Genomic DNA, 25,623 nt, shown 5'->3' with positions numbered 1-25,623 from the left:
AGGCACCACCAGTGACCCCGGCGTGACGGCCCTCGGGCGCCTTGCGCCTACCAAGTGACAATTTGTCGGCTTGGCCCATGCGGGGTGTCTCGCCCCCGTCACCGGGCTGGCCTAGGGGGAAGTCTGCGGAGGCGATGGCATGGCAGATTTCCTGGTGATCGGCGCGCTGGCCCTGGACCGGCCGGTCTGGCTGGAGGGGCACCTCGAAAAGGGCGGCCGTGTCACCGGGCGAAGCCTTGAGGCGCGGCTGGCACCCCGCCTGGGGGGCGGCGGGGCCAATGCCGGCGTGGCGCTGCATAAGGCGGGACACCATGTCCGCCTGGCGAGCCTGGTGGCCGGGGACGCCGGCGGGGATGAAGCCATCGCCATGGCTGCAGCCGCCGGCCTGAACGTGGCGCTGGTCGGGCGAAGGCCTGGGGAGAGCCGCACAACCCTGATCCTGATTGAGCCCGACGGAGAACGGGTGGTGATGGGACTTGATCTCGATCGAGGCCGCCTGGTCCTGCCCCCCCTGCCCGCCCCCGAAGATCACCCCGAGGTGCGGCCTGGCGGGCTCTATCTGCGGGCCGCCTTCCCCGGGGCTGAGGCCTGGGCCGCTGTCAGCCGGGGCCCCGTGGTGGTCCACTGGCCTGCACCCCATTATCGCGGCCGGGCCGATGTGGTGGTCTGTTCCGCCGATGACCTGGACCCCGCCACCCTGGAAGCGCCCTTTGCCGCCGCCCAGGCGGTGTTTGGCGCGGCCCTGAGGGCGATTGTCGTGACCCATGGGGCAGCCGGTGCCAGCGCCTATAGCCACAGCGCGCCGGTCACCGTACGCCCACCGGCCGCAAAGGTGGTCGACGCCACAGGCGCAGGCGACGTGTTTGCGGCTGGCCTGTTGGAGGCCCTAAGCGCCGGGGCCGACATGGAGCCAGCGCTGATCCAGGCCTGCGCCTGGGGCGCTGTCACCGTGGGACTGAGCAGTTCTGCCCCTGTGGACGCGGGGCCAGGTCTCTACCGACCGTATCAGGCCTAGGCCAGGCGGTTACGCAGGGCTCTCGACAGGGTGTCGAGAGCGGCCACGCAGATCATGAACAACAGGATGATGAAGGCCACTTCGTCAAAGGCGAAGATGCGGATCCGCTCATCCAGCTCAAAGCCGATGCCCCCGGCACCGACGATCCCCAGGACGCCGGCATTGCGGAAATTGCCCTCCAGGAAGAACAGGGTCTGGCTTGTGGCCACAGGCGCGAACTGCGGGGCCAGGCCATACCGCATCACCGCCAGGGGCGGCGCGCCGGCCGAGCGGACGCCTTCAATCGGCTTGGGATCGGTGTTCTCCAGGGTCTCGGAGAACAGCTTGGCGAGGTTGGGAATGTCGGCCAGGGCCAGAGCCACAACCCCGGCGAAGGGACCCAGACCAAAGACTGACACCAGGATCAGGGCCCAGACCAGGGCCGGAATTCCGCGGAAGATATCCAGGAACCGACGGAAACCGAAATGAAGCAGCGGATGGGAGACCACCGTCTTGGCCCCGATGACCCCGAGCGGCAGCGCCACCACAGCGGCGATCACGGTGCCGGCGAAGGCCATGGCGAAGGTCTCACCCAGGGCCCTGATAATCCGCACCGACTGACCGCCGGAGGACGGCGGGAACATCTCGCCCAGGAACCGGCCAAGTTTGCCAAAGCCGGTCATCAGGGCACCAGGTGCCAGCCCAAGATCAATGGCCATGCCCACCAGGGCAGCCAGGGCCAGCAGCAACAGGACCCCGTCCCGTACCCGGCGGGTCCAGGGCGCGCGCAGGGCGTTCGGCGCAATGGCCAGAGCCTGATCATAGGTGTCTTTCGACATCAGGCCTTCTCCAGACCGATGAGGCGATGGCGCACCGCCTCGGAGAACAGGTCGATCAGGAAGATCATGGCGATGATGATCAGCAGGATCGCCAGATAGGTGTCGAACTCGGTGTAGGTGATGGCCCTCTGCAGCTCGATACCGATGCCGCCAGCCCCGACAATGCCCAGGGCCGCAGCCCCCGCCAGGTTCCCTTCCAGCCGGATCAGCGCATAGGAGGCATAGTTCGGCAGCACCTGCGGCATGACCCCATAGCGGATCTTCTTCAGGGGACCTGCGCCGCTGGCCTGCAGCGCCTCCAGCTGACGGGGATCGATCTCCTCGTTGATCTCGGCAAACAGCTTGCCCAGGCCCCCGAGGGTGGAAATGGTCAGGGTCAAGACGCCAGCCAGGGGACCGACCCCAAAGGCCGCCACCAGGATCAAGGCCATGATCAGATCCGGGAGGGTGCGGATCGCTTCCAGAATGCGTCGCACCACAAAGCGGACCGGGGCGAACGGCATGATGTTCTGGGCGGTGAGAAAAGAGGCACCCAGGGCCAGGACCGTCCCGAGGGCGGTCGCCAGGATCGCCATCTGCACCGTTTGCCAGGCCGCCTTCAACCAGATGGGCAGGGCGTAGAACCAGGAGTGCAGCGAGCCCCGGGTCTGACGGTCCTCAAGCAGCACCTCAGGCCTCAGATGCGGGTTCATGCGCTGGAGAAAGTCGAGGAGCCGCCCCAGCGGGTCGCCGCCGATCTCGGAGCCAAAGAACTGGCTCCGCTGAAAGGACACGACCAGCAGCACGGTGAAAATCGCCAGACCGACGGCGGCTTGAGCTCGCTGGCGGATCAACATCCGCCGACGTTCCTGTTCAAACGCTGCGACAGTGGGGTGGGTCAAACTCATGATCCGACCGTCGGTCCCTGATGAAGCAAGGCCTTGGGCTCGGTGGGCTCGATTTCCTCGGCGCCTGGACCGGCCAGCCACGCGAAGATGTCCGGGGCTTGGTTATGGAGCGCCACGTGGATGCCCACGATACGGAAGCGGCGGTCGTCCGTCGTATCAAGCCGCATGGCCCAGGCCTGATCGGCGACAGGGCGTTGTCGCCAGATAATCCGCAGGTCACTGCAGACATCTGCGTCTGACTCGTCGCTCCTGCAGAGCTTTTGCCAGGCACCAGCATGGAGCGCCATCGCCTGGACCTGACCGCTCCGCAGCAGGGCAGCGGCCTCTTCATAGTCGCGGGCCACAGTCTGGGCCCCGAAGAAGGCCTCATCAGCCCCATAGTCGCCCAGCGCCTGCCGGGGAACCTGCAGGCTGGCCTTCATCGGCCCGCCAAACACCAGGGTCGCGCCCGCAAGGTCGGCCAGGTTCTGAGCTTTTGAGCTGCCCAGGGTGGCGACCACGATGGGCAGCCGGCTAAGGTCGCCCACCGCACGGGTGGTCAGTATGCTGCGCACCTGATCGGACACCGGCGCGAAGGCCGCTCCGTCAAGGCGCGCCATATCAATCTCGCCAGCCGCGAGGGCTTTGGCTGCGGCGGCGGCATCTGGCATGGGGCAATTGAGGACCTCGGTCCTCATCCGTTCAGCCAGAAGCTGCAGATAGGCCTTTTGGGCCGCCGGCGCGTCGGAAGGTGGCGGCGCACACGGGCCAGCCTGGCCGCTGATATCGGCGATCCGAATGGGCAGGGTGGGCGTCTGCGCCTGGGCAGCACTGAGCAGAACGGCGCCACAGGCAAGAAGCAAGCGCCTCATTGACGTTCTCCGCTGCGGCGCGCGGCGATGTCGTCAGCCCGCAGTTTGATGATTTCGGCGTAATGGTTGCGGGTCACCGACGTAAACGCCGCCCCGTCCGGCTGCCCGATATCGCCCCAGACCTCGGGATCGTCATAGGGCAGAGCCGCCATGGCGCCGCGCACCACGTCGATGAACGGTTGGGGTCTGTCGGTGCGAACCACCACAGCACTGTTGGGCATGGGCCCTGCGGTCCAGATGATCCGGAAGTCGTCCAGATCCACCACCCCGCGCCGCGCCATGGTGAAGTGAGCACCGGTGGTGAACCCGTTCACGGGGTCGCCGCCGCCCATATTGATGATGGTGGCGTCGAACTGGCCATTGTCGAGGGCCATCACCGCTTGGGTGTGCCCCCCTGCAAAGCTGGAGCGCCCAAAGAAGGTTTCCGGCTCGATGCCTTGGCTTCGCATGACGGCGCGGGGATAGAGGTAGCCGGAGGTGGAGTTGAAATCGACGTAGCCCAGGGTCTTGCCCTTGAGGTCCTGGATCGACTTGTAGGGACTGCTGGCCATCACCAGCAGGCCGGAATAGTAGCCGATGTCACCCTCGGCCTGGCGAATGGTGAGGATGGGCTCGGCCAGGTCACCGATCTGAGCGTCCACATTGGCGTAGCCGCCGCCTGCGATGGTGGCGATGTCCACCTGGCCGCTGGACAGCGCCTGGATGGTCCCGTTGTAGTCCGAGGACTCGTAGAGCTTGACCGGCAAACCGGTGGCGCGGCTGAGATAGTCTTTATAGGCGGTCAGACGCCGGGTGATCATGGGATCGTCCTCGGACCCCCGCACCGCCATCCTGACTTCGCGCATCTCACTTTGCCACGTTCCGTCGGATACCTTCGTCTCGCCGCTACAGCCTGCAAGTCCAAGGCCGATCGCCGCCAGGATCGCACCTGATCGCCGCCGCATGGGGGAACCTCTACGCTGTCATGTCGCGGCGCCACATGAAGTCCGACGCCAAGCCGGAGGTTTCGCATCTGCACGTGAAGCCGCAGTGACACCCGCCTGCGGCGAGGGGCCAATGGTCGCCAAACTTGTTGGGTGAGCGGTCGCAAAGTGGGAAAGGCCCGACGCACCTGGACACCCTGTCCCGGAGGGCAATCGGGCTGACTTTCAGGAACGCTAGCCCCTAGGCGAGGTTTCGACTCTCCAGAATGATCTGCATGCGGTTCTGTATGTCCTCAGCTTCTCGAAAGGGGGCGCACTCTTGTTCGCGGGGCCCGACCGGAGGCTCCTCAATCTGCCGCCTGACAGACCCGTGGCGACTCTCACGCCGCCCGCATCGTTAATCTCGCCTTAACCATAATTGGACAGGTTGGTCAGGTCTTCTTTGAAGACACCCCACCATCACCAACCTTCTCAAGCCCGGCTTTGGCCGGGCTTTTTTTTGATCTGCGCTGTGGATAGGCGCGCGCCAGAGACTTGCACCACCGGCCAGCCCAGCGTATAGCCGCCGCCCTACGGTGCTGATCCCCGATAGCTCAGTTGGTAGAGCAGTCGGCTGTTAACCGACTTGTCGCAGGTTCGAGTCCTGCTCGGGGAGCCACCGTTCTTTCGCCGCCGACCCAAGTGTCGATGGCCGCCCCATCCCAATCAACTCACCCTGGTTCTACCATTGGCCTTGATTGGCCATGGACACCCACGGCTCCGCCGGGGGGAGAGCCGCGCCGGCCTGCAGCAACTCGATCGAAATGCCGTCGGGAGAGCGTACAAAGGCCATATGCCCGTCCCGGGGGGGGCGATTGATCACCACGCCGCCATCCATGAGCCGCTGGCAGGCGGCATAGATGTCGTCCACCGCATAGGCCAGATGACCAAAGTTGCGGCCACCCTGATAGTCTTCAGGGTCCCAGTTATGGGTCAGCTCGACCATGGGGGCCCGCCGCGCGCGGGCGTCTGCCTCGTCCCCCGGAGCGCACAGGAAAACCAGGGTGAACCGGCCCGCTGCGTTTTCGAAACGCGAGGCCTCCACCAGGCCGAGCTTGCTGCAATAGAAATCCAGGGATGCCTCGAGATCGCGTACGCGAACCATGGTGTGCAGGTATCTCATTCGTGCGTCCGTCTCTCAGATTGCAGGGCACCCCAGGCGGAGCCCGCAGAATTTCGGTCCAGTCTAGGCCGCAAAATCAGGTTCGTCAGGGGTAGTTGCGGCACAGTCCCCATCCTGTCTGCGAATTCATTTGCACGGTGACGGTGCCCGCCGCACAACCCCGACGGAGTCTCAAAGAACGCGAGGCTGCAGCCTTCCAGGGGGTTCACGCCTCCGGAAGGGCTTGGGGAAATTGAATCGCATGCGTCTGAAGGCGTCTCACATCTTCATTCTCGCCGTGTTTGGCGTGTTGGTGGTGTATTTCGTGGGGATGTCCCTGCTGGGGGGCGACAACACTCCGGCTGAAGAACCCGAGGTGGCCGAACAGGCGCCACAGGTGCAGGTCAGCGTGACCCCGGAGGTCAACCGTCCCTATCTGGTGACCCTGCGGGGCCGCACCGAGGCCGCGCGCACCGTCGTGGTCCGCGCCGAGACACCTGGCGTTGTCGCCGCCACACCAGCCCGGGAGGGCGGCTTTGTGCGCAAGGGCGAAGTGCTTTGCCGGCTGTCGGTGGACGCCCGCCAGGCGGCCCTGGATCAGGCCCGAGCGGCCTTGCGCTCGCGCGAACTGCAGCGCCGCGCGTCTGCCGCCCTGGCTGAAAAGGGCTTCCGCTCTGAGACCCAGGTGCTCCAGGATCAGGCCAGCCTCGACGCGGCCGCCGCCGCCGTTCGCCAGGCTGAAATCGCCCTGGAACAGGTGAATATCCGCGCGCCCTTCGCGGGGGTCTTCGATAATCGTGAAGCCGAGATCGGGACCTATCTTGCGCCGGGTCAGCCCTGTGGAACTGTAATTGAACTCAACCCCATCCTGATCGTCGGCAATGTTCCTGAAACGCAGGCGGGGCAGATTCGCATTGGCGAGCCCGCCACGGCGACCCTGATCTCGGGGGAAACCCTGTCGGGCCAGGTCCGCTTCGTCAGCCGGGATGCTGACCCTCAAACCCGCACCTACCGACTGGAGGTCGTGGCCGGCAATCCTTCGCAGGCGGTTCGCTCTGGCCTGTCGGCCGATGTGCAGATCACCACCGCTGCGGGCCCGGCACATCTGGTGCCCCCATCGGCCATGGTGCTCGACGCCGAAGGCCGGCAAGGCGTGCGCCATGTGGGCCAGGACGACATCGTCATCTTCACGCCGGTTCAGGTGACCGAGGAGACGGCCGAAGGGGTCTGGGTTCGCGGGCTGACCGGGGAGGCTCGAATCATCACGGTCGGCCAATCCTATGTTGATCAAGGCCAGAAGGTTCGCGTGGCCTTGGCTCGCTAAAGTCCAGTTTTAAAGCGTGTTTTTGACCGTAATGCCGAGTTCCACTCTTAGGGAGCGCGCTCCAGGGCGCCCCGCACAGAAGGCTTTGAGAGTATGATCGGTCCGCTGATTGACGGCGCCATCAAGCGGCGGAAAGTCGTGCTCGGCGTCACGCTGATTGCCAGTATCTTTGGGTTTTTCGGCTATCTGGACATGCCCCGGGAGTCCAATCCCGACATCGACTTCCCGTTCGTTTCGGTGGTTGTCCCCTATCCGGGGGTAAGCCCGGAGGACTCCGAGCGCCTGCTGGTCAAGCCGCTGGAGGTGGAACTTCAGTCCATCGAGGGGCTGAAGGAGATGAACTCCGCCGCCCGACAGAGCATGGGCATCGTCAATCTCGAGTTCGAGGCCGATTTTGATAAGGACACCGCCCTGGCCGAGGTGCGGGCCAAGGTGGATCTGGCCCGGGGCCGGTTCCCACCAGATGCTGAAGAGCCCATCATCGAAGAGGCCAATTTCAGCGGCGAGCCGATCATTGGCATCATGCTGTCAGGGGCCGCCCCGGAACGGGAGCTCTATCGGATCGCCCGATCCCTGCAGGATCGCCTGGAGGCTGCGCCAGGAGTCCTGGAGGTGCAACTCTCCGGCGGCCGCGAGGAAATGCTCGAAGTCACCATCGATCCCCTGCGGATGGAGGCTTACAACGTCACCACCGGGGAACTTGCCCAGGTCATCAGTCGCAACAACCAGCTGGTCCCAGCCGGAAACCTGCGGTCTGGGGGCAGCCAATTCGCCGTCAAGGTGCCCGGCGTGGTCGAAGACCCGTCCGACATCCTCAGCCTGCCCATCAAGAAGAGCGGCGATCGGGTCATCACCGTCGGCGACATCGGCGAGGTTCGGCGCACCTTCAAGGAACCGAACTTCATCACCCGCTTCAATGGCGAGCCGGCCATGTCGCTGGAAGTGGCCAAGCGGAGCGGTGCCAACATCCTCGACACAGTCGACGCCGTCCGGGCGGTGGTGGCCGAAGAAGAGACCCGTTGGCCCGACACCGTCCGTGTGTCCTTCACCTATGACCAGAGCGACTTCATCTACCGGACCCTGTCGGTGCTGGAGTCTGGCCTGCTGATCGCCACCATCCTGGTGATGATGATCATCGTCTACAGCCTGGGCATCCGGCAGGGTCTGATGGTGGGCGCCGCGATCCCGGCCTGCTTCATGCTGGCCTTCCTGATGCTCAATGCCGCAGGCGTCACCCTGAATCAGATGGTGATGTTCGGCCTCGTGCTGGCCGTCGGCATCCTGGTGGACGGGGGCATTGTGGTGGTCGAGTACGCCGACCGGAAAATGGCCGAGGGCCTGCCCAAGGAAGAGGCCTTCGCCGCGGCCGGCAAGCGCATGTTCTTCCCCGTCCTGAATGGCACTTTGACGACGCTCTGCGCTTTCCTGCCGTTCATGTTCTGGAACTCGATCCCGGGCAAGTTCATGAGCTTCCTGCCCCTGACCCTGATGTACGTCCTGGGGGCGTCGATCTTCATCGCTCTGATCTTCACGCCGGCCCTAGGCTCGATCTTTGGCCGCAAGGCGGCGGTCGATGAGGCGCATCTGGCCGAGATCGAAAAGTCTGAACGGGGCGATCCCCGGGAAATGTCCGGCTTCATGGGCTGGTATGCCCGGATGCTCTGGACGCTCAGTGCTGCGCCCACGCGGACCTTCGCCGGCACCTTGCTGATCGTGATCGTCATCGTGGCCTGGTTCGGCTCGACCACCCACCGGACGGAGTTCTTCCTGGAAGAGGATCCGGAATGGGCCCAGGTCTATGTCAAGGCGCGCGGCAACCTGTCGCCCGAGGCCCACGACGTGCTGGTGCGCCAGGTCGAAGCGCGGCTGCTGGACGTGCCCGGCGTGGATTCCATCTATACGAGGTCTGGGGCCGCCAGCCCCGGCGGTGGCGGCGGCGGGCCGCCGAACGACACGGTCGGTCGCCTGCAGGTCGATCTGCTGGACTTTGAGGAACGCGGCGAACTTGGGCTCCGGGGTGCCGATATCCTCAATGACATCCGCACCCGGCTGAACGACATGCCCGGGGTGCTGATCGAGGTCCGCGAACCACAGGGCGGGCCCCCCGTCGGCAAGGATGTTCAGGTCGAGCTTCGCAGCCAGAACCCCCAGGCGCTCAATGCGGCGGCCGATCTCATCCGGGCAAGGCTGGAGGCCGACCCTGAGCTCTTCGAACTGGAAGACAACCGGACCTCTCCGGGCATCGAGCTGAACCTGGCCGTCGATCGCCAGGCGGCGGGGCGCTATGGCGTCGACGTTCTGTCGGTGGGCCAGGCCATCCAGTTCGTCACCACGGGGGTTCTGGTGGGCCGGTTCCGCCCGGACGATGCCGAGGACGAGCTGGACATCCGGGTGCGCTTCCCCGCCGAGGCACGCAATATTGCCGCCTTCGACGACCTGAAGATCTCCACCGCCCTTGGACCTGTCCCGGCCAGCTACTTCATCCGGCAGGCCCCAGCTCAGCAGGTAACGACAATCCAGCGGCGGGACGGGCAGCGGCTGGTGATCGTTCAGGCCAATGCCATCGAAGGCGTGGCCGCCAATCAGAAAATCGCCGAACTGCGCCCCTGGCTTGAGCAGGCGCAGATCAGCGACGATGTCCGGTGGAAGTTCACCGGGGCTGACGAAGAGGGCCAGGAGGCGGCCCAGTTCTTCATCGTCGCCATGGCCGTCTCCCTGTTCCTGATGGGGGTTATCCTGCTCTGGCAGTTCAACAGCTTCTACGGGGTGGTGGTCACCCTGTCGGCCGTGGCCCTGTCCACCGTCGGCGTGCTGTTGGGGGTTCAGATCAATTTCCTTGGCACCTTCAACTACATCTCGGTGATCATGCTGGGGACCGGAATCGTCGCCCTGGCCGGCGTCGTGGTGGGCCATAACATCGTGCTGGTGGACACCTACTACCAGCTGCGCAGGTCAGGTTACGACGCCGATGACGCCGCCGTGCGGTCGGCCACCCAGCGCTTCCGCCCGGTGATCCTGACGACCGTGGTGACGGTCGTTGGCCTCCTGCCGCTGATGTTCCAGCTGCATCCCAACTTCCGGGTCGGGCACATCGAGTATCGGGCACCGGGTTCGGAGTGGTGGGTCCAGCTCTCAGCTGCCGTGGTCTGGGGCCTGTCCTTCGCCACCCTGCTGACCCTCGTCCTGACCCCTGTGATGCTGGCAGCCCCCAAGGTCTACAAGGAGCGTCTGGGCCGGCTTGCCGGATGGGGCCGCGGGAAGCTGGGGCTGCGGGGACCGGCCAAGACCGATCCCGTCGAGGCCGAAAGCCCCTCCCCCGCCGCTGCAGAATAAGGGGTTCAGCGCTGGCGGGTCTGGCGTCGCCACAGGGCGGCATACTCCCCGGCTGACGCCAGCAGGGCCTCGTGGGTTCCGGTCTCAACGATCCGGCCCCGCCGCAGGACGACGATGAGGTCCGCGTCGACAATGGTCGACAGACGGTGGGCCACCACCAGGGTGGTACGACCTGTGCGCACCTTGCGCAGGGTGGCCTGGATAGCCTCTTCCGTGCGCCCGTCCAGGGCGCTGGTGGCCTCGTCGAGGATCAACAGCCGGGGATTGGCCAGCAGGGCCCGGGCAATGCCAACCCGCTGGCGCTCCCCGCCCGACAGCTTCAAGCCCCGTTCGCCGACCCGGGTTTCCAGGCCGTCTGGCAGGGACTCAATGAACGGGGCGAGCTCGGCGGCAGCGGCCACCGCCTCAATCTCCGTGAGGCTGGCCTGGGGCCGACCAAAGGCGATGTTGGCCCGCAGGGTGTCGTTGAACAGGGCCACGTCCTGGGGCACCAGGGCTATGGCCTGACGCAGGGCCGCCTGACGCACCTGGCGCAGATCCAGCCCGTCCAAAAGCACAGCGCCCTCCTGCGGATCAATCAGCCGCAGGGCCAGCCGAACCGCCGTGGTCTTGCCGGCACCGGACGGCCCGACCAGGGCGACGGTGGCCCCGGGTTCAGCTATGAAGCTGACATTCCGCAGACCCTGGCTGCGGGCGTCATGGCGGAAGCCCACATCCCTGAATTCCAGCCGCGCGCCATCGGGGGCGGCCGGCGGCAGAATCTGCGCCCCGGGGGCGTCGACGATGTCGGGGGTGCGGCCCGTGAGGGCCACCAGCTGCTCCATGTCGATGAAGGCCTGGCGGATCTCTCGATAGTTGAAGCCGAGCATATTGAGTGGCGCATAGATGCCGATGAGCAGCAGGATGGCCATGGTCACATCGCCAATCCGCATGGTTCCGGCGGCGACTTCCAGGCCGGCCAGGACCGTCATCACCGCCAGGCCGAGGTTCAAGATTACGGCCTGGGCACCGTTCAGCAGCGAGAGCGAAGTGTTGGCGGTGACGGCGGCCCCCACATAGCGGTTCATAGCTGAGCGATAGGCACCCACCGCCCGGGTTTCGGCCCCAAAGGTCTTCACCGTCTCGAAATTGATCAGGGCGTCCACCGACAGGCCCGCAGCGCTGGCGTCGGCCTCATTGAGCTCCCGACGGTGGGACAGCCGCCAGTCGGTGATCTTGAAGGTGACCACGGCATAGATCACCACAGTCAGGAAGGCGGTCGCGGCAAAGCGCCAGTCCAGCCGCAGCAGCATCACCCCCATGGCCAGCACCAGCTCGACGGCCGTGGGACCGAGATTGAACACCACGCTGCGGATCAGGAAGTCGGTGGACCGCGCCCCGCGTTCAATGATCCGCGCCAGGGTCCCCGTCTGTTTGCTCTGATGGAAGTCCAGGGACAGGGACACCGCATGCCCAAAGCCCTCGACGGCCGCCGTGGCCATGGTGGACTGGGAGACGGCGGTAAAGATCGCGTCCCGTGCGAAGGGCGCGCAGGCCGCCAGCAGGCGCAGACCGGCGAAGGCGATGGCAAGACCCATGAAGCCGGAGCCCACCGCCACGACACCGCCGGGAACCGACAGGGTGTTGATCGCTTCCCCCAGCATCACAGGGGAAAGGACGGCAGCGACCTTGCCGATCAGGACCAGGATCACGGCAGCCGCCAGCCGCAGGCGCAGCTGCGGCGCGCCCGAACGCATCACCAGGTCCCCCAGATCCGCCATGGCCGGCCAGAAGCGGAAGTCACCGGCGACAGCCAGGTCACCCACGCCCCGGCCGCGGCTCAGTCCTGGGGGGCTCAACGGAACATTCTCATCACTTCACCAACAGGGTTGATTGCAGACCGCCGCCGGGGGTCAGCCAGTCAATGCGCAGGCCATAGTCTGTCGCCGTGGCGCGGAAGGCCCCAGAGGCCGGTGGGCGCGCTGGCGTTGCATCCACCTCGGCGCGGAGATCGAGAGATTCCCCCAGGACCCGGATCTGGTGAGGCCCCGGCGGTACCGGCGCGCCAAAGGGCAGGCTGAACCGCCCCGCCCCATCGACCCGACCGCTGGTCGATACCGTACGCCCGTCGATGCGCACCGACAGGATCGCCTCGGCCGGCGCAAGGCCGGAGATCACAGCCCCCCCTTCCTCATCGAAATCGAAGGCGACGATCCTGTTGCCCTCGGTCCCCTGAACCACGACCGCGCCGGTGCCGGCCCGCAGCAGCACCAACCGTCCATCCGGCAATACCAGTTGATAGCCCTCGGCCTGAACCGTGCGCTCTGAGACAGTCATCGACAGGCCAAAGATCTGCGGCGCGCGGCTCGTCCCCAGATCAAGTTGCCAGGCCCCCCGGCTGTCGGCCTCTGTCAGCCGAACCTCGCCCTCAGGCGTCGCGAGGCGGACCCTTGCGCCGGGGGCCGCCTGCCCGGCCAGGCGCATGCCCTGGGGTGAGGCCAAAAGGGCTTGGGCTTGAGGGGGCGCAAGATAGGTGGTCGGGGCTTCTGGCTCACGTCCCAGGGGCGAGCCCGTGACCACCTGGCCCTCGCCACAGCCACTGAGCAAGACCAACACCAGGGCGGCTGGGGTCGCGCGGGTCAGGAAGGCTGGCTTGAAACGCATCTTGTCAGACCCTAGCTAGGGGGATTCCGGGTCCGCCACAGCTTGAGCGGGTCAGGTGAAATCCAATGTCCGCTGAATCGTGCTCTAGGCTAAGGCTGTCCAGCACGTTCTGACGGGCAAGACCTCGTACACCTTCTGGCTGCCGCACATCGGCTGTGCGGCCCGCCTTTCCGGAGTTTCTATCCTATGGGCGCTTCGCCCCCCAGCATCCAGTCGGTCTGCGTCTTCTGTGGCTCATCGGATGCCGCAGCTCCCTCCCTTCTGGCGGATGCGGCAGCGTTTGGCCGGGCTCTGGCGCTGGAAGATCGACGCCTGATCTACGGCGGTGGCGGCGTCGGCCTTATGGGGGCCTGCGCCCGGGCCGCCCATGAGGCTGGCGGCGATGTGCTTGGCATCATTCCGGAATTCCTGACCAGCCGGGAGCGCGCCCTGGACGTGGTGGAGACCATCGTCGTGCGCTCCATGCATGAGCGCAAACAGATCATGTTCGAGCGGTCCGACGGCTTCGTGGTGCTCCCCGGCGGCATTGGCACACTGGAGGAAATCATCGAACTCCTGTCCTGGCGCCGCCTGGATTTGCATCGAAAGCCTGTGGTTTTCTACAGCCCGGCAGGCTTCTGGGACCCCCTGTTTCAGCTGCTAGAGCACACCGTGGCGGCAAATCTCACCCCGGCCGACTTCATGGACAGCTGGGCTGTGGCCACTACGGTCGCGGAAATCTTGCCGCAGCTTGACGGCCGTCTCGCCCTGGGAGACCAGGAGGGCGCGGCCCTGACCACCACCAGGGTGACCTGAGCCACGCCGACGGGCCAGCCCCGTCGTGACGGCTCAGTCGTCCCGGTGGACCCGCTCGCGGCGCTCGTGGCGCTCCTGGGCTTCCAGGCTCAGGGTGGCGATGGGACGGGCTTCCAGCCGAGCGATTCCAATCGGTTCGCCGGTCTCTTCGCAGTAGCCGTAGGAACCGTCCTCGATCCGCCGCAACGCTTCATCGATCTTGGAGATCAGCTTGCGCTGACGATCGCGGGTACGCAATTCCAGCGCACGATCCGTCGCTGACCAGGCCCGATCTATATCGTCAGGCAGGTTTTCAGTTTCATTTTGCAGATGCGAAAGAGTTTCCCGGCTTTCGCGGAAAATCTCTTCCTTCCAAGTCATGAGCTTCTGTCGAAAATACTCGACTTGGCGCTCATTCATGAACTCTTCGTCCTCAGACGGACGATAAGAACTCTCTAAAGCCATGACAGTGGTCGCCATAACGATACCTCACGCCCCTGGACTGCTCCCTGGAACTGGGGAGGCGGCTATATAGCAGATGTTCTGTGACATTCAACGCGACTCGCCCGTCACTCGAAGACCGGCGTTCCGGGCCATTTCCAGTTTGGCCAGTTCGACCGCAGCCCGGGTCTCGATCTCATTCAAAACGCCTTCCAAGGCGGCATCTTCGGTGGCCGCCCGCTCCTCGCGCACAGCCCGGGTGAGTCGCTCAAGCTGGCTGAGGGACAGCTCGCCGCTGACCAGGGCCAGCTTGACCTCATCGAGCACATCAAGAATCCGCCCCGCCCGGCTGACCGCCTTGCGACGGCGCTCCAGGGGGCCGCCCATTTCCTGCAAGGCCAACAAGGCGCTCAGCCCCCCGACCGAAGCGACGACGCCCGTGGGCCCAGCCGCAGACGCAGCAGACGCCCCCGCAGTGCTCGGCAGACGGAACCCCTCGCCCCCGGAGGCCCCCTTGGGGCGACCTGCGCCGGATGCCGGTCCCGCTGCCCCCGAACCCGTGACTTTCATACGTCCCGCTTTACCAACGCCACTCACAGTCCAGAGTCTCGGCTCCGCCGCTTAGGGTATGGTTAATGCCGGGCAAAATCTGCACCGGGCTGAGTGCGCCGGGACTCCCCTCAAGATAGCGCATTGATTTTACGAGACTTCCAAAGCCTCCCCCATGGCACAGGGCTGGCAAGGGGAAGGGCCGACCCCTCGTATGGTGGTAAGCGCCCATGTTCCGACCTCTTCGGCTTTTCAGCGCCGTCCTGCTCTGCCTCAGCCTGGCGACCGGCCCGGCCCTGGCCAGCTCGCGGATCAAGGACATCGTCGAGTTCGAGGGCGTGCGCGACAACATGCTGGTGGGCTACGGCATTGTAGTCGGCCTGAACGGCACCGGCGACTCCCTGCGCAACGCCCCATTCACCCGCCAGAGCATGGAGGCCATGCTCGAGCGGATGGGGATCAATACCCGGGACGCCAATCTCAACACCAAGAATGTGGCCGCCGTCATGGTCACAGCCCGGCTGCCCGCCTTCTCAGCGGCGGGCTCCCCCATCGACGCCACCGTCTCGGCCATGGGGGACGCCAAGAGCCTGCAAGGGGGCACCTTGCTGGTCACCCCGCTGATGGGGGCGGACGGTGAGGCCTATGCCGTGGCCCAGGGCACGGTGCAGACCGGATCGGTCTCGGCCGGAGGCGCGTCGGGCTCATCCATCTCCAAGGGCGTGCCCACCTCCGGGCGAATCGCCAGCGGGGCCATTGTCGAACGCGAGGTCGGATTTCAGCTGGCCTCCATGGGCCAGATGCGCATGACCCTGCGCAATCCCGACTTCACCACCTCCCGCCGCATCGCCGAGGCGGTGAACCGCCGCTTCCCCGGTACGGCGCACGCTGAGAACCCGACCATTGTCGCCGTTCGTCCGCCGGTAGGTCAGGACATGACCGCCTTCCTGGCCCAGATCGAAAACCTGCCGGTTCAGCCGGACAATGCCGCCAAGGTGGTGATCGACGAAGTCTCGGGCGTCATTGTCATGGGCGAAGCCGTTCGGGTCTCCACCGTGGCCATTGCTCAGGGCAACCTGACCATCCGGGTTCAGGAATTCCCCGCCGTGGTCCAGCCGGCCCCCTTCAGTCAGGGCGAGACCGTTGTCATCCCCCAGAGCGAAGTCGACGTGGAGGAGGAGCGCGGCAAGCAGTTCATCACCGTACGCAATGGCGCGGCGCTCTCGGACCTGGTGGCCGGCCTCAACGCCCTCGGGGTCACGCCGCGGGACATGATCTCGATCCTGCAGACCATCAAGGCTGCCGGTGCCCTCCAGGCTGAAATCGAGGTGATGTGATGAACGGACTCTCGCCGCTCTCCGCCATCGTCCCCGGCGCAGGTGCCGCATCGGGTGCCCAGGATACCGCCGCCCTGGCCAAGCGTGGCCAGATCGAGAAGACCGCCCAGGATTTCGAGGCGGCCTTCCTGTCGATCATGATGCAGCAGATGTTCACCGCCACCGAGGTCTCCGCGCCCTTTGGCGGCGGACAGGCTGAAGCCCAGTTCCGCTCCTTCCTCACCGAGTCCTTCGCCCGGGAGACCGCCAAGAGCGGCGGGATCGGTCTGGCCGACACCGTCACCCGCGAAATGCTGAAACTACAGGGCCTGGAGGAGTAACCGCCATGGCGATCGCCGCAACTGACGCGCAGGACCGCGTTGAACAATTGAGCCTGCTGACCGAACGCCTCACCGAGCTGGTGGCCCTGAGCGCCCAGGCCTTCGAGGAAGGCCGGCCGCACAAGGCCGCCGACCAGATGGAAGAGACCACCCGGCTGGCCAATATCTATCGCCACGAGTCAGCCCGGGTCCGGGCCAATCCTGACCTTGTGGCCGCAGCGCCCCTGGCCGAGCGGACCCGGCTGATCCGGGCCACCGAGGCCTTTGATGCGGTTCTAGCGCGGCAGGGTCGGGCCATTTCGGCGGCCCGCACTGTGACGGAAGGCCTGGTGAAAGCGATCGCCGACGAGGTCGCCGCCCAACGCAGCGACGCCACAGGCTATGGCCCCCGATCGGACCAGGCCGCCAACAAGGCCGCCTCAGCCATCACCCTCAATCAGCGCGCCTGATCGGGTCAAACGCTTGTTTGACGCCCCGACCTGAGTCTAAGGTCATGCCGTCGCCGGGGGTTCCGGCGATCTACGTTCTCAGGGCGGGGTGAAATTCCCCACCGGCGGTAATGCCGGGCCTCGCGGCCTGGACGAGCCCGCGGGCGCCTGTCGGCCTCACCGCCGCCAGGGACGAGCAGACCCGGTGGGATCCCGGGGCCGACGGTTAGAGTCCGGTTATGAGAACCGTTGGGCGACACTCTAGGGGCGCGTGCGTCCCTATGGTCCGTCCAGCGCGCCCCTGAGTCGTGGTTCATCCACCCGTCAGGGAAAAGACCATGACCCAAGCCGCCTTCGAACTGCCCACCGCCAATGGCGCCTTTCGCGCCGCGCGCATCGCCTTCATCCAGTCCCTCTGGCATCGCCATGTGGTCGATCAGGCCCATGCGGGCTTTGTGGAGGCCATGGGTGAGCTAGGCTTTGGACCCGAGCGCATCGACCGCTTCGAAACGCCTGGTGCCTTTGAGATCCCGCTTCACGCCCAGAGCCTGGCCCGCACCGGCCGCTACGCCGCCGTGGTGGCGGCGGGTTTCGTGGTGGATGGCGGCATCTATCGCCACGAGTTCGTCGCTCAGACCGTCATCGCCGCGCTCATGCAGGTGCAGCTGGCCACCGAGACGCCGATCATCTCCGTCGTCCTGACACCGCATCACTTCCACGAGCATCAGGTTCACCAGGACTTCTTTGGCGCTCACTTCAAGATCAAGGGCCAGGAAGCTGCTCACGCCTGCGCCGGCACCCTGGCGAGCCTGGCCAAGCTGGCGGCCGCATGACGGTCGATCAGCCCCCGCCCGATGGGTTCATCCTGCATGGGCGGACAAGTCCCCTCACCGATCCCTGGGCCCCGATCTATGCCCGCACCACGGGCCAGGCGGTCATCCTCGGCCTCTGGGCCCGGCAGCCCCACGTCAATGGCCGTGGCTTTGTCCATGGGGGCTTGATCATGGCCCTGTGCGACAACGCCATGGGGCTGTCCTGCGTCCAGGCCGCCGGGGGCGAGGCGTCCATGCTGACGGTCAATTTAAGCGTCGACTTCCTGGAAGCCGCCCAGATCGGCCAGTGGCTGAGCTTTGAGACCGAGTTTGTCCGCACAGGCGGCACGCTGGCGTTTGCCCAGGCTTTCGCCCGGGCGGACGGCGTCTCCTGCGCCCGGGCCAACGGGGTGTTCCGTCGCGTACAGCGTGATGCGGCCGCCTAGGCCTAAGGCGCAGGTCCAGGAGCCCGGCTTTCTGGCACCGGCTCCTGGGGTCGCTCAATGACAGCTCCCGGGGGGAAATCTCCCGGGAGTCCCACCCCTGCGCCATTGCGCGGGGCATCCCCGTGGCCCTAACTGCGGCCTCGGCCCCTTGAAGGAGTTTCGCCCGTGTCCCGTCGCGCCCTGTTCGCCAGCCTCCTCGTCCTCGCCTCAGCCGGCGCAGCCCATGCCCAGACCCCGGCGCAGATGCACGACCAGGCCATTGTTCTGGACTCCCACTTCGACACCCCGGCCAACTTCTCGGCCCGGGGCTGGAGCATTATGGACCGGCACGACTTTGCCATCGACGGGACCCAGGTGGACTATCCCCGCATGGTCGAGGGCGGCGTCGACGGGGGGGTGTTCGTGGTCTTCACGCCGCAGCGCGGGCGCGATGCGGTGGCCGACATGTGGTCGCGCGATCATGCCCTGACCCGCACGGTCGAAATCCTGCAGATGACAGCCCGGCACCATGAGCATTTTGTATTGGTGACCACACCCGCCGAGGCCCGGGCTGCCGTGGCCGACGGCAAGAAGTTCGTGTTCATCAGCCTGGAGAACGGGTCTCCACTGACGGGCGATCTGTCGCTGATGGAAACCTTCTACCGGCTCGGGGTCCGGATGATGGGTCCGGTTCACTTCGCCAACAATGACCTGGCGGATTCCTCGACCGACCCCAAAGGCCCGGAGTGGGGCGGCCTGAGCGAGGAGGGCCGGGCCTTTGTCCGCCACGCCAATGACCTGGGCATTGTCATCGACCCCAGCCATGCGTCAGACGCGGCCCTTGACCAGATGCTGGACCTGTCGCGGGCGCCGCTGATCCTGTCCCATACCGGGGTGAAGGCGGTCTATGACCACCCGCGCAACATCCCCGACAATCTGCTGCGCAAGCTGGCGGACAAGGGCGGCGTGATCCAGCTCAACGCCTTCTCCGGCTATATGGTCGAGACCCCGCGCAATCCCGACCGGATCGCTGCCCTGGCCGCCCTGACAGAGACCTACGGCCCGCAGCGGGACGTGAAGCCTGAGCAGCGCGAGGCCTATTTGGCGCAGCGCGCCGCTATCCTGGCGAAGTACCCGGTGCCCCGGGCCAATATGGATGATCTGATGAAGCACATCCTGCATGTGGTCGAGACCGTGGGCATCGATCATGTGGGCATTTCCGGCGACTTCGACGGGGGCGGCGGCATTGAGGGCTTCGAGGATGTGACGGCTTTCCCAGCGCTTACCGAACGTCTGGTGGCCGCTGGCTTTACCCAGGCCGATCTCGACAAGTTCTGGGGGGGCAATGTCCTGCGGGCGATGGAGCAGGTGCAGGCCGCCGCCACCCGGTGAGGGTCTTTGTTCTCGACTTGTTCTCGTGTTATCTCTGAGTCCGGGCATTACATAGAGGTCGGCTGTCTGGAACCTGGGCGGCTGGCGGGGCTTCCAGGACAATCATGGCCGATCAGCTGAATTTCATCCGCGTGCGCGGTGCCCGCGAGCACAACCTCAAGGATGTCAATGTCGACATCCCGCGGGGCGAGCTGGTGGTGCTCACGGGCCTGTCGGGGTCTGGAAAGAGTTCGCTGGCCTTCGATACCATCTATGCCGAGGGCCAACGTCGCTATGTAGAGAGCCTCTCGGCCTATGCCCGCCAGTTCCTGGAGCTGATGAGCAAGCCCGACGTGGACCTGATTGAGGGCCTGTCCCCAGCCATCTCCATCGAGCAGAAAACCACCAGCCGCAATCCGCGCTCCACCGTCGGCACGGTCACTGAGATCCACGACTATATGCGTCTGCTCTGGGCGCGGGTGGGCGTGCCCTATTCGCCGGCCACCGGCCTGCCCATCGAAAGCCAGACCGTCAGCCAGATGGTCGACAAGCTCTCGGCCCTGCCCGACGGGGAGAGGCTCTATTTGCTGGCCCCTGTCGTCCGCGGCCGCAAGGGTGAGTACCGCAAGGAGATCGCCGAGTGGCAGCGGGCGGGCTTCCAGCGCCTGAAGATCGACGGGACCTTCTATCCCATCGAGGATGCGCCGGTTCTCGACAAGAAATTCAAGCACGACATCGACATTGTCGTGGACCGGCTGGTCACCCGCAGAGACCAGGAGGCCCGTTACGCCGACAGCCTGGAGACCGCCCTGCGGCTGGCCGACGGCATCGCCACCGCTGAATGGGCCGATGTCACCGAGGGGGAGAGCGAACCCCGGCGGATCATCTTCTCCGAGAAGTTCGCCTGCCCGGTCTCAGGTTTTTCGATCAGCGAGATCGAGCCGCGGCTGTTTTCGTTCAACAACCCCTTCGGGGCCTGCCCTGCCTGCGACGGCCTGGGGGCCAAGCTCGCCTTCGACGCCGATATGGTGATCCCGGACAAGGAAAAGTCCCTGCACAAGGGTGCGGTGGCACCCTGGTCCAAGGGCCCCTCGCCCCTCTACACCCAGACCCTGCAGGCCCTTGCCCGTCACTACGACTTCTCCATGGACGAGCCCTGGTGGAAGCTGCCGGATGCCGCCCGCGACGTGATCCTGAACGGCACCAAGGGCCAGAAGATCCACTTCGTCTATGACGACAACGCCCGCAAATATGAGGTCAACAAGACCTTCGAGGGCGTCCTGCCCAATCTGGAGCGCCGCTGGCGCGAGACCGATTCCGCCTGGGTGCGAGAAGAACTGGGGCGCTTCCAGTCGGAGACCCCCTGCGAGGTTTGCGCGGGCTATCGTCTGAAACCTGAGGCCCTGTCGGTGAAGATCGACGGCCGGCACATCGGGGAAATCTCCCGTCTGTCGATCCAGCATGCCCGCGAATGGTTCAGCGCCCTGGAGCAGAGCCTGAGCGACAAGCAGATGGAGATCGCCCGGCGGATCCTGAAGGAGATCAATGACCGCCTGCGCTTCCTGGTGGATGTCGGCCTCAACTACCTGAACATGTCGCGCAATTCCGGCACCCTGTCGGGCGGCGAGAGCCAGCGCATCCGCCTGGCCAGCCAGATCGGGTCAGGGCTGACCGGGGTGCTCTATGTCCTCGACGAGCCGTCGATTGGACTGCACCAGCGCGACAACACCCGTCTGCTCAACAGCCTGCGCGGCCTTCGCGACCTGGGCAATTCGGTACTGGTGGTCGAGCACGACGAGGAGGCGATCCTGACGGCCGACTACGTCATCGACATGGGGCCGGCCGCCGGGGTCCATGGCGGGACCATCGTCGCCGAGGGCACCCCTGAGCAGGTGATCGCCAATCCCAAGAGCATCACCGGCCAGTATCTGTCGGGCGTCCGCGAGATCGCCGTGCCCCGGGATCGCCGGCCGATCTCGAAAAAGAAGATGGTCCGCATCGTTGGGGCCAGCGGCAACAATCTGAAGGACGTGACCGGGGAAATCCCCGTGGGGGTCTTCACCTGCATCACCGGCGTCTCCGGCGGTGGTAAGTCCACCTTTACCATCGAAACCCTCTACAAGGCCGCAGCCCGCCGTCTGCACAATGCCAGCGACGCGCCGGCCCAGCATGAGCGGATCGAGGGGCTGGAGAACTTCGACAAGGTCATCGATATCGACCAGTCGCCCATCGGCCGCACCCCGCGCTCAAACCCGGCCACCTATACCGGCGCCTTCCAGCCGATCCGCGACTGGTATGCCGGCCTGCCCGAGTCCAAGGCGCGCGGCTATGGGCCGGGTCGCTTCTCGTTCAACGTCAAGGGCGGCCGCTGCGAGGCCTGCCAGGGCGACGGCCTGATCAAGATCGAGATGCACTTCCTGCCCGACGTCTACGTCACCTGCGATGTGTGCAAGGGCAAGCGCTACAACCGCGAGACCCTGGAGATCCAGTTCAAGGGCAAGTCCATCTCCGACGTGCTGGACATGACCGTCGAGGAGGCCGCCGACTTCTTCAAGGCCGTGCCCACCGTGCGCGACAAGATGGAGACCCTGAAGCGGGTGGGCCTGAGCTACGTCAAGGTTGGCCAGCCAGCCACCACCCTGTCCGGGGGCGAGGCCCAACGGGTGAAGCTCTCCAAGGAACTGTCCCGGCGGGCCACGGGACGGACCCTCTATATTCTCGATGAGCCCACCACCGGCCTGCACTTCGAGGACATCCAGAAGCTGCTGGAGGTCCTCCATGAGCTGGTCGACCAGGGCAATACGATCGTGGTCATCGAGCATAATCTCGACGTCATCAAGACCGCCGACTGGCTGCTGGACTTCGGCCCCGAGGGCGGCGACGGCGGCGGGGAGATCGTCGCGGTGGGCACGCCGGAGGCCGTGGCCGCCCAGCCGGCCAGCTGGACCGGCCGCTACCTCAAGGACGTGCTGGACCGCCACGAACAGCGCCGCCTGGCTCGCCGCAAGAGCGCCTGAGGTCTGGAGGGTTCGAGGCCCTCAACCCAGGTCAGGCCTTGCGCGAACGCTCGTTTGAAATAGCCTCGCGCCATTCGTTTAAGCGATTGGAGCTGACTGATGATCCTCTACGGCGCGCCCATGCCGGCGCCGAACCCGCGCCGCGTCCGCATCTTCCTGGCGGAAAAGGGCATCGATCTGCCCGAAACCACAGTCGACATGCGCAAGCGCGAACACAAGTCGACCGACTACCGGGCCAAGAACTCGCTCGGCCAGATCCCGACCCTGGAGCTAGACGACGGGGCGACCATCTCCGAGACCGTCGCCATCTGCCGCTATTTCGAGGAAACCCACCCTGAGCCGCCGCTGTTTGGCCGCACCGCCCTGGAAAAGGCCCATGTGGACATGTGGGTCCGCCGGGTGGAGTTCGTGCTGATGACCCCGGTGGGCAATTTCTGGCGCCACGCCCACCCCTACACCGCCGCCCTGCTGAACCAGTACAAAGACTTTGGCGAGTCGAACCGCGAGGCCTATGCCAGCGCGCTCAAGTGGCTGGACCGGGAACTGGCCAGCCGGGACTTCATCGCTGGTCACGACTATACGGTGGCCGACATCTGCGCCCTGTCCACGGTGGATTTCGCCACCTGGATCGGCCTGGAAATGAACCCCGAGCACGCCAATCTGGCCGCCTGGCATCAGCGGGTTACCGCCCGCCCCAGCGCCCAGGCCTGACGCGCGCCCCTCGCCTTCTGACGGGCGGGTCAGACGACAGCGTCTGACCCGATCCCGAGCTCTGGAGCCGGACTGAAGGCCCGGTAGGCGATGACCTGCGGGGTGAGGATCGCGGGATAATAGATGGCGGTCAGCAGGGCGTTGAAGATCAGATAGAGGATCGTCTGGACCGAGATATAGGCGGCGAACGAGCTGAAGTCCGGTTGGAAGGCCTCGCCGACGCTCTCCAGGCTTCCGCCAAGGGCCACGGTCGCAATCCCGGCCAGGGCGGCGAAGATGACCATCATGAGCAGGCTGATCACCAAGATGAGGATGAGCGCCAGAAGATAGGCGCCCAGAAGCCGCCAGAAGTGGCCGCGTGTCAGGGCCCAGGACCCAAAGACCACCAGACGGCGATGCTCGAAGGTCAGAACCGGCGCCAGGGATAGGCGAACCAGCACATAAATCCCGACCCCGGCGAAGAACACCATCATGCCGATCCCGGTCAGGGTCGTGGCACCTTGACCGGCGAATGAGGCCAAGGCTGCCCCCACCGCCGCCACCACGGACAGGGCCAGCACCCCGACAATCACCAGCAGATAATAGACCACTGTCAGCAAGATGAGCCGGAACTCATCGCCCCCCAGCCGCAAATGGCCATGCTCGATGGCCTCATCCGGCCGCAGATGCAGGCGATAGACGGCAGCGGCCGATATCGACACCACCAGCAGCCCGATTGGCGCCAGGACCAGGTAGGCCGGGGCCATATCCCGCATGAACACGGCGAGCTCTTCCGTGGACATGTCCGCGGCGTTGTCGGCCTGCAGAAAGCCTTCGCCCCCGAACATGATCAGGGCGGTGGCGCTGACGAACGAGACCAGGAGGTGAAACACCGTCCAGATCAGTGCGACCCTCGGGTGCTCCCGCATGATCCGGAAGCCTTCAAAGGCCACATCACCCGGAGAAAAGTTGGACATCACAGCTCCCCGATCCGCGCCCCAAAAGCCTTAAACGCCTGGAGTCGCCGACCTTCCGTGGAGAAACTAGGCGCGCGCCCCGCCCGCCCGCAAGGGCTGGCTCGCCGAGCGCGACGATCATTGCTATGGGGAGGCTTATGAGCCTCACTCCCATACATGTCATTGGCGGCGGCCTGGCCGGTTCCGAGGCCGCCTGGCAGATCGCCCAGGCCGGCGTTCCCGTCATCCTGCACGAAATGCGCCCGGTGCGCGGCACCGACGCCCACCAGACCGACAAGCTCGCCGAGCTGGTCTGTTCCAACTCCTTCCGGGCCGACGACTGGACCGGCAATGCGGTGGGCCTGCTGCACGCCGAAATGCGCCGGCTGGACTCGATCATCATGGCCTGCGGTGACGCCCATCAGGTGCCGGCCGGCGGCGCGCTCGCCGTGGACCGGGACGGGTTCGCCGACGCCGTGACGGCGAAGCTGTTGGCCCATCCCAACATTACCCTTGATCGGGGGGAGGTCGCCGGCCTGCCGCCTGAGGCATGGGACAGCGTGATCATCGCCACCGGTCCCCTCACCTCGCCTTCCCTGTCACAGGCGATTCTCGACCTGACCGGCGAAGGCCAGCTCTCCTTCTTCGACGCCATCGCCCCCATCGTGACGGTGGAGTCGGTGAACATGGACATCTGCTGGCGTCAGTCGCGCTACGACAAGGTGGGCCCCGGCGGGGATGCGGCGGCCTATATCAACTGCCCCATGGACAAGGAGCAGTACGAGGCCTTCATCGACGCCCTGCTGGCGGGGCCCAAGTCGGAGTTCAAGGACTGGGAGCACGTCCCCTATTTCGACGGCTGTCTGCCCATTGAGGTGATGGCCGAGCGGGGCCGCGAGACCCTGCGCCATGGCCCCATGAAACCCGTGGGCCTGACCAACGCGCACAAGCCCGACGAGAAGGCCTATGCGGTGGTTCAGCTGCGCCAGGACAATGCGCTGGGCACCCTGTGGAACATGGTCGGCTTCCAGACCAAGCTGAAGCATGGCGCCCAGACCGAGATCTTCCGGATGATCCCTGGGCTGGAAAAGGCTGTGTTCGCCCGCCTGGGGGGCCTGCATCGCAACACCTTCATCAACAGCCCCCGCCTGCTGGACGCGAGCCTGCGGCTGAAGGTGGCCCCACGCCTACGGTTCGCCGGCCAGGTCACCGGGGTTGAGGGTTATGTGGAGAGCGCTGCCGTGGGCCTCATGGCCGGGCGGATGGCTGCGGCCGAGCGCCTGGGCCGACCCATTGATCCCCCGCCGCCGACCACAGCCCTGGGGGCTCTGATCGGCCATATCACCGGTGGGCATCTGGATGGGGGCAAGGGCTCGTTCCAGCCGATGAACATCAATTACGGCCTGATACCGCCCCTGGAGAGCCCCAAGCGGGATGCCGAGGGCCGCCGGCTGGGTGCCAAGGAGCGCGGCCGCACCAAAAAGCGGATGGTGGGCGAACGCGCCCTGGCCGACCTGGACGCCTGGATCGACCAGCCGGCCCTGGCGGCGGAATAGGACGGTCTTGCG

The 25,623-nt window shown here is 65.7% G+C and carries 23 protein-coding genes, 1 tRNA gene and 1 riboswitch; of the genes, 14 read left to right on the top strand and 10 right to left on the bottom strand.

Annotated elements, in window-relative coordinates:
- Positions 1-139: 139 nt before the first annotated feature.
- The gene (locus tag MH112_RS07400; protein ID WP_296565929.1) at positions 140-1,015 is read left to right on the top strand and encodes a PfkB family carbohydrate kinase; all 876 of its coding nucleotides are present in this window, start codon (positions 140-142) and stop codon (positions 1,013-1,015) included.
- Here MH112_RS07400 and phnE (MH112_RS07395) read toward each other — a convergent pair.
- Genes phnE (MH112_RS07395) through phnD form a run of 4 tightly spaced genes read right to left on the bottom strand, consistent with a single transcriptional unit; the run spans position 1,012 to position 4,515 of the window.
- Positions 1,012-1,833 (bottom strand): phosphonate ABC transporter, permease protein PhnE, encoded by an 822-nt coding sequence (gene phnE, locus MH112_RS07395; RefSeq protein WP_296565926.1) that lies wholly within the window; start codon positions 1,831-1,833, stop codon positions 1,012-1,014. The genes MH112_RS07400 and phnE (MH112_RS07395) overlap by 4 nt on opposite strands.
- Positions 1,833-2,720 carry a phosphonate ABC transporter, permease protein PhnE gene (phnE, locus tag MH112_RS07390; RefSeq protein ID WP_296565924.1) on the bottom strand — a complete coding sequence of 296 codons (888 nt, stop codon included), beginning with the start codon at positions 2,718-2,720 and terminating at the stop codon, positions 1,833-1,835. Before phnE (MH112_RS07390) ends, phnE (MH112_RS07395) begins: the two co-directional genes overlap by 1 nt.
- On the bottom strand, positions 2,717-3,571 hold the full coding sequence (locus MH112_RS07385; RefSeq protein WP_296565922.1) for a PhnD/SsuA/transferrin family substrate-binding protein: 855 nt from the start codon (positions 3,569-3,571) through the stop codon (positions 2,717-2,719). The genes phnE (MH112_RS07390) and MH112_RS07385 overlap by 4 nt, the downstream gene beginning before the upstream one ends.
- Positions 3,568-4,515 (bottom strand): phosphate/phosphite/phosphonate ABC transporter substrate-binding protein, encoded by a 948-nt coding sequence (gene phnD / locus MH112_RS07380; protein WP_296565919.1) that lies wholly within the window; start codon positions 4,513-4,515, stop codon positions 3,568-3,570. Before phnD ends, MH112_RS07385 begins: the two co-directional genes overlap by 4 nt.
- Before the next feature lie 561 nt (positions 4,516-5,076).
- Between phnD and MH112_RS07375 the strand changes: the two genes are divergently transcribed.
- A tRNA-Asn gene (locus MH112_RS07375) sits at positions 5,077-5,152 on the top strand.
- Between the two features lie 63 nt (positions 5,153-5,215).
- On the opposite strand, the gene MH112_RS07370 is transcribed toward MH112_RS07375, so the two are convergent.
- On the bottom strand, positions 5,216-5,656 hold the full coding sequence (locus MH112_RS07370) for a VOC family protein (protein ID WP_296565916.1): 441 nt from the start codon (positions 5,654-5,656) through the stop codon (positions 5,216-5,218).
- Positions 5,657-5,897: 241 nt separating this feature from the next.
- Between MH112_RS07370 and MH112_RS07365 the strand changes: the two genes are divergently transcribed.
- Together MH112_RS07365 and MH112_RS07360 are read left to right on the top strand one after the other, a co-directional pair.
- A complete protein-coding gene (locus MH112_RS07365; protein WP_296565912.1) occupies positions 5,898-6,959 on the top strand; it encodes an efflux RND transporter periplasmic adaptor subunit in 1,062 nt (353 codons plus the stop codon).
- Positions 6,960-7,052: 93 nt separating this feature from the next.
- Positions 7,053-10,292 (top strand): efflux RND transporter permease subunit, encoded by a 3,240-nt coding sequence (locus tag MH112_RS07360; RefSeq protein WP_296565905.1) that lies wholly within the window; start codon positions 7,053-7,055, stop codon positions 10,290-10,292.
- A 5-nt stretch (positions 10,293-10,297) separates the two neighbouring features.
- Here MH112_RS07360 and MH112_RS07355 read toward each other — a convergent pair whose 3' ends face one another.
- Together MH112_RS07355 and MH112_RS07350 are read right to left on the bottom strand one after the other, a co-directional pair.
- Positions 10,298-12,052: an ABC transporter ATP-binding protein/permease gene (locus tag MH112_RS07355; protein ID WP_296566233.1), complete on the bottom strand. Its 1,755-nt coding sequence runs from the start codon at positions 12,050-12,052 to the stop codon at positions 10,298-10,300.
- A 91-nt stretch (positions 12,053-12,143) separates the two neighbouring features.
- Positions 12,144-12,935 (bottom strand): hypothetical protein, encoded by a 792-nt coding sequence (locus tag MH112_RS07350; RefSeq protein WP_296565904.1) that lies wholly within the window; start codon positions 12,933-12,935, stop codon positions 12,144-12,146.
- A 186-nt stretch (positions 12,936-13,121) separates the two neighbouring features.
- On the opposite strand from MH112_RS07350, the gene MH112_RS07345 reads away from it, so the two are divergent.
- A complete protein-coding gene (locus MH112_RS07345) occupies positions 13,122-13,730 on the top strand; it encodes a TIGR00730 family Rossman fold protein (RefSeq protein WP_296565901.1) in 609 nt (202 codons plus the stop codon).
- Positions 13,731-13,763: 33 nt separating this feature from the next.
- Here the strand turns inward: MH112_RS07345 and dksA are convergent, their stop codons facing one another.
- Both dksA and MH112_RS07335 read right to left on the bottom strand, forming a co-directional pair.
- Entirely contained in the window at positions 13,764-14,189 is a 426-nt protein-coding gene (gene dksA / locus MH112_RS07340; RefSeq protein WP_296565898.1) for an RNA polymerase-binding protein DksA, read from the bottom strand.
- Between the two features lie 72 nt (positions 14,190-14,261).
- Positions 14,262-14,720, bottom strand: coding sequence for a flagellar assembly protein FliX (locus tag MH112_RS07335; protein WP_296565894.1), 459 nt, complete (start codon positions 14,718-14,720; stop codon positions 14,262-14,264).
- 209 nt (positions 14,721-14,929) lie between these two features.
- Between MH112_RS07335 and MH112_RS07330 the strand changes: the two genes are divergently transcribed.
- The 8 genes from MH112_RS07330 (at position 14,930) to MH112_RS07295 (ending at position 23,120) form a co-directional block, all read left to right on the top strand.
- Positions 14,930-16,036 carry a flagellar basal body P-ring protein FlgI gene (locus tag MH112_RS07330; protein WP_296565891.1) on the top strand — a complete coding sequence of 369 codons (1,107 nt, stop codon included), beginning with the start codon at positions 14,930-14,932 and terminating at the stop codon, positions 16,034-16,036.
- Positions 16,036-16,356, top strand: a complete 321-nt coding sequence (locus MH112_RS07325; protein WP_296565889.1) for a rod-binding protein — start codon at positions 16,036-16,038, stop codon at positions 16,354-16,356. The genes MH112_RS07330 and MH112_RS07325 overlap by 1 nt, the downstream gene beginning before the upstream one ends.
- 5 nt (positions 16,357-16,361) lie before the next feature.
- Positions 16,362-16,805 (top strand): flagellar basal body protein, encoded by a 444-nt coding sequence (locus tag MH112_RS07320; RefSeq protein WP_296565886.1) that lies wholly within the window; start codon positions 16,362-16,364, stop codon positions 16,803-16,805.
- 70 nt (positions 16,806-16,875) lie between these two features.
- Positions 16,876-17,035, top strand: a riboswitch (FMN riboswitch).
- Positions 17,036-17,122: 87 nt separating this feature from the next.
- Positions 17,123-17,617: a 6,7-dimethyl-8-ribityllumazine synthase gene (locus MH112_RS07315; RefSeq protein WP_296565883.1), complete on the top strand. Its 495-nt coding sequence runs from the start codon at positions 17,123-17,125 to the stop codon at positions 17,615-17,617.
- Positions 17,614-18,042: a PaaI family thioesterase gene (locus MH112_RS07310; protein ID WP_296565881.1), complete on the top strand. Its 429-nt coding sequence runs from the start codon at positions 17,614-17,616 to the stop codon at positions 18,040-18,042. Before MH112_RS07315 ends, MH112_RS07310 begins: the two co-directional genes overlap by 4 nt.
- Before the next feature lie 165 nt (positions 18,043-18,207).
- A complete protein-coding gene (locus MH112_RS07305; RefSeq protein ID WP_296565878.1) occupies positions 18,208-19,413 on the top strand; it encodes a dipeptidase in 1,206 nt (401 codons plus the stop codon).
- 104 nt (positions 19,414-19,517) lie between these two features.
- Entirely contained in the window at positions 19,518-22,409 is a 2,892-nt protein-coding gene (gene uvrA, locus MH112_RS07300) for an excinuclease ABC subunit UvrA (protein ID WP_296565875.1), read from the top strand.
- 99 nt (positions 22,410-22,508) lie between these two features.
- Complete coding sequence (locus tag MH112_RS07295) at positions 22,509-23,120, top strand: glutathione S-transferase family protein (RefSeq protein ID WP_296565873.1); 612 nt, start codon at positions 22,509-22,511, stop codon at positions 23,118-23,120.
- Between the two features lie 29 nt (positions 23,121-23,149).
- Here MH112_RS07295 and MH112_RS07290 read toward each other — a convergent pair whose 3' ends face one another.
- A complete protein-coding gene (locus MH112_RS07290) occupies positions 23,150-24,076 on the bottom strand; it encodes a hypothetical protein (RefSeq protein WP_296565869.1) in 927 nt (308 codons plus the stop codon).
- A gap of 137 nt (positions 24,077-24,213) precedes the next feature.
- On the opposite strand from MH112_RS07290, the gene trmFO reads away from it, so the two are divergent.
- Complete coding sequence (trmFO, locus tag MH112_RS07285) at positions 24,214-25,611, top strand: methylenetetrahydrofolate--tRNA-(uracil(54)-C(5))-methyltransferase (FADH(2)-oxidizing) TrmFO (RefSeq protein WP_296565866.1); 1,398 nt, start codon at positions 24,214-24,216, stop codon at positions 25,609-25,611.
- The last annotated feature ends 12 nt before the right edge of the window (positions 25,612-25,623 follow it).

The sequence above is a fragment of the Phenylobacterium sp. genome (genome assembly GCF_022402485.1).
In the GTDB taxonomy this organism is placed as follows: domain Bacteria; phylum Pseudomonadota; class Alphaproteobacteria; order Caulobacterales; family Caulobacteraceae; genus Phenylobacterium.
Note: the sequence above shows the minus strand (reverse complement) of the source record. Positions and strands in the feature narration are given on the sequence as shown.

Coding starts and splice junctions, on each gene's coding strand:
- MH112_RS07345 (WP_296565901.1), top strand. CDS start 13,122: ATGGGCGCTTCGCCCCCCAGCATCCAGTCGGTCTGCGTCTTCTGTGGC.
- dksA (WP_296565898.1), bottom strand. CDS start 14,189: ATGGCGACCACTGTCATGGCTTTAGAGAGTTCTTATCGTCCGTCTGAG.
- phnE (WP_296565926.1), bottom strand. CDS start 1,833: ATGTCGAAAGACACCTATGATCAGGCTCTGGCCATTGCGCCGAACGCC.
- MH112_RS07355 (WP_296566233.1), bottom strand. CDS start 12,052: ATGGCGGATCTGGGGGACCTGGTGATGCGTTCGGGCGCGCCGCAGCTG.
- trmFO (WP_296565866.1), top strand. CDS start 24,214: ATGAGCCTCACTCCCATACATGTCATTGGCGGCGGCCTGGCCGGTTCC.
- MH112_RS07320 (WP_296565886.1), top strand. CDS start 16,362: ATGGCGATCGCCGCAACTGACGCGCAGGACCGCGTTGAACAATTGAGC.
- MH112_RS07350 (WP_296565904.1), bottom strand. CDS start 12,935: ATGCGTTTCAAGCCAGCCTTCCTGACCCGCGCGACCCCAGCCGCCCTG.
- MH112_RS07315 (WP_296565883.1), top strand. CDS start 17,123: ATGACCCAAGCCGCCTTCGAACTGCCCACCGCCAATGGCGCCTTTCGC.
- MH112_RS07370 (WP_296565916.1), bottom strand. CDS start 5,656: ATGAGATACCTGCACACCATGGTTCGCGTACGCGATCTCGAGGCATCC.
- MH112_RS07290 (WP_296565869.1), bottom strand. CDS start 24,076: ATGTCCAACTTTTCTCCGGGTGATGTGGCCTTTGAAGGCTTCCGGATC.
- MH112_RS07360 (WP_296565905.1), top strand. CDS start 7,053: ATGATCGGTCCGCTGATTGACGGCGCCATCAAGCGGCGGAAAGTCGTG.
- phnD (WP_296565919.1), bottom strand. CDS start 4,515: ATGCGGCGGCGATCAGGTGCGATCCTGGCGGCGATCGGCCTTGGACTT.
- uvrA (WP_296565875.1), top strand. CDS start 19,518: ATGGCCGATCAGCTGAATTTCATCCGCGTGCGCGGTGCCCGCGAGCAC.
- MH112_RS07365 (WP_296565912.1), top strand. CDS start 5,898: ATGCGTCTGAAGGCGTCTCACATCTTCATTCTCGCCGTGTTTGGCGTG.
- MH112_RS07385 (WP_296565922.1), bottom strand. CDS start 3,571: ATGAGGCGCTTGCTTCTTGCCTGTGGCGCCGTTCTGCTCAGTGCTGCC.
- phnE (WP_296565924.1), bottom strand. CDS start 2,720: ATGAGTTTGACCCACCCCACTGTCGCAGCGTTTGAACAGGAACGTCGG.
- MH112_RS07325 (WP_296565889.1), top strand. CDS start 16,036: ATGAACGGACTCTCGCCGCTCTCCGCCATCGTCCCCGGCGCAGGTGCC.
- MH112_RS07335 (WP_296565894.1), bottom strand. CDS start 14,720: ATGAAAGTCACGGGTTCGGGGGCAGCGGGACCGGCATCCGGCGCAGGT.
- MH112_RS07400 (WP_296565929.1), top strand. CDS start 140: ATGGCAGATTTCCTGGTGATCGGCGCGCTGGCCCTGGACCGGCCGGTC.
- MH112_RS07310 (WP_296565881.1), top strand. CDS start 17,614: ATGACGGTCGATCAGCCCCCGCCCGATGGGTTCATCCTGCATGGGCGG.
- MH112_RS07330 (WP_296565891.1), top strand. CDS start 14,930: ATGTTCCGACCTCTTCGGCTTTTCAGCGCCGTCCTGCTCTGCCTCAGC.
- MH112_RS07295 (WP_296565873.1), top strand. CDS start 22,509: ATGATCCTCTACGGCGCGCCCATGCCGGCGCCGAACCCGCGCCGCGTC.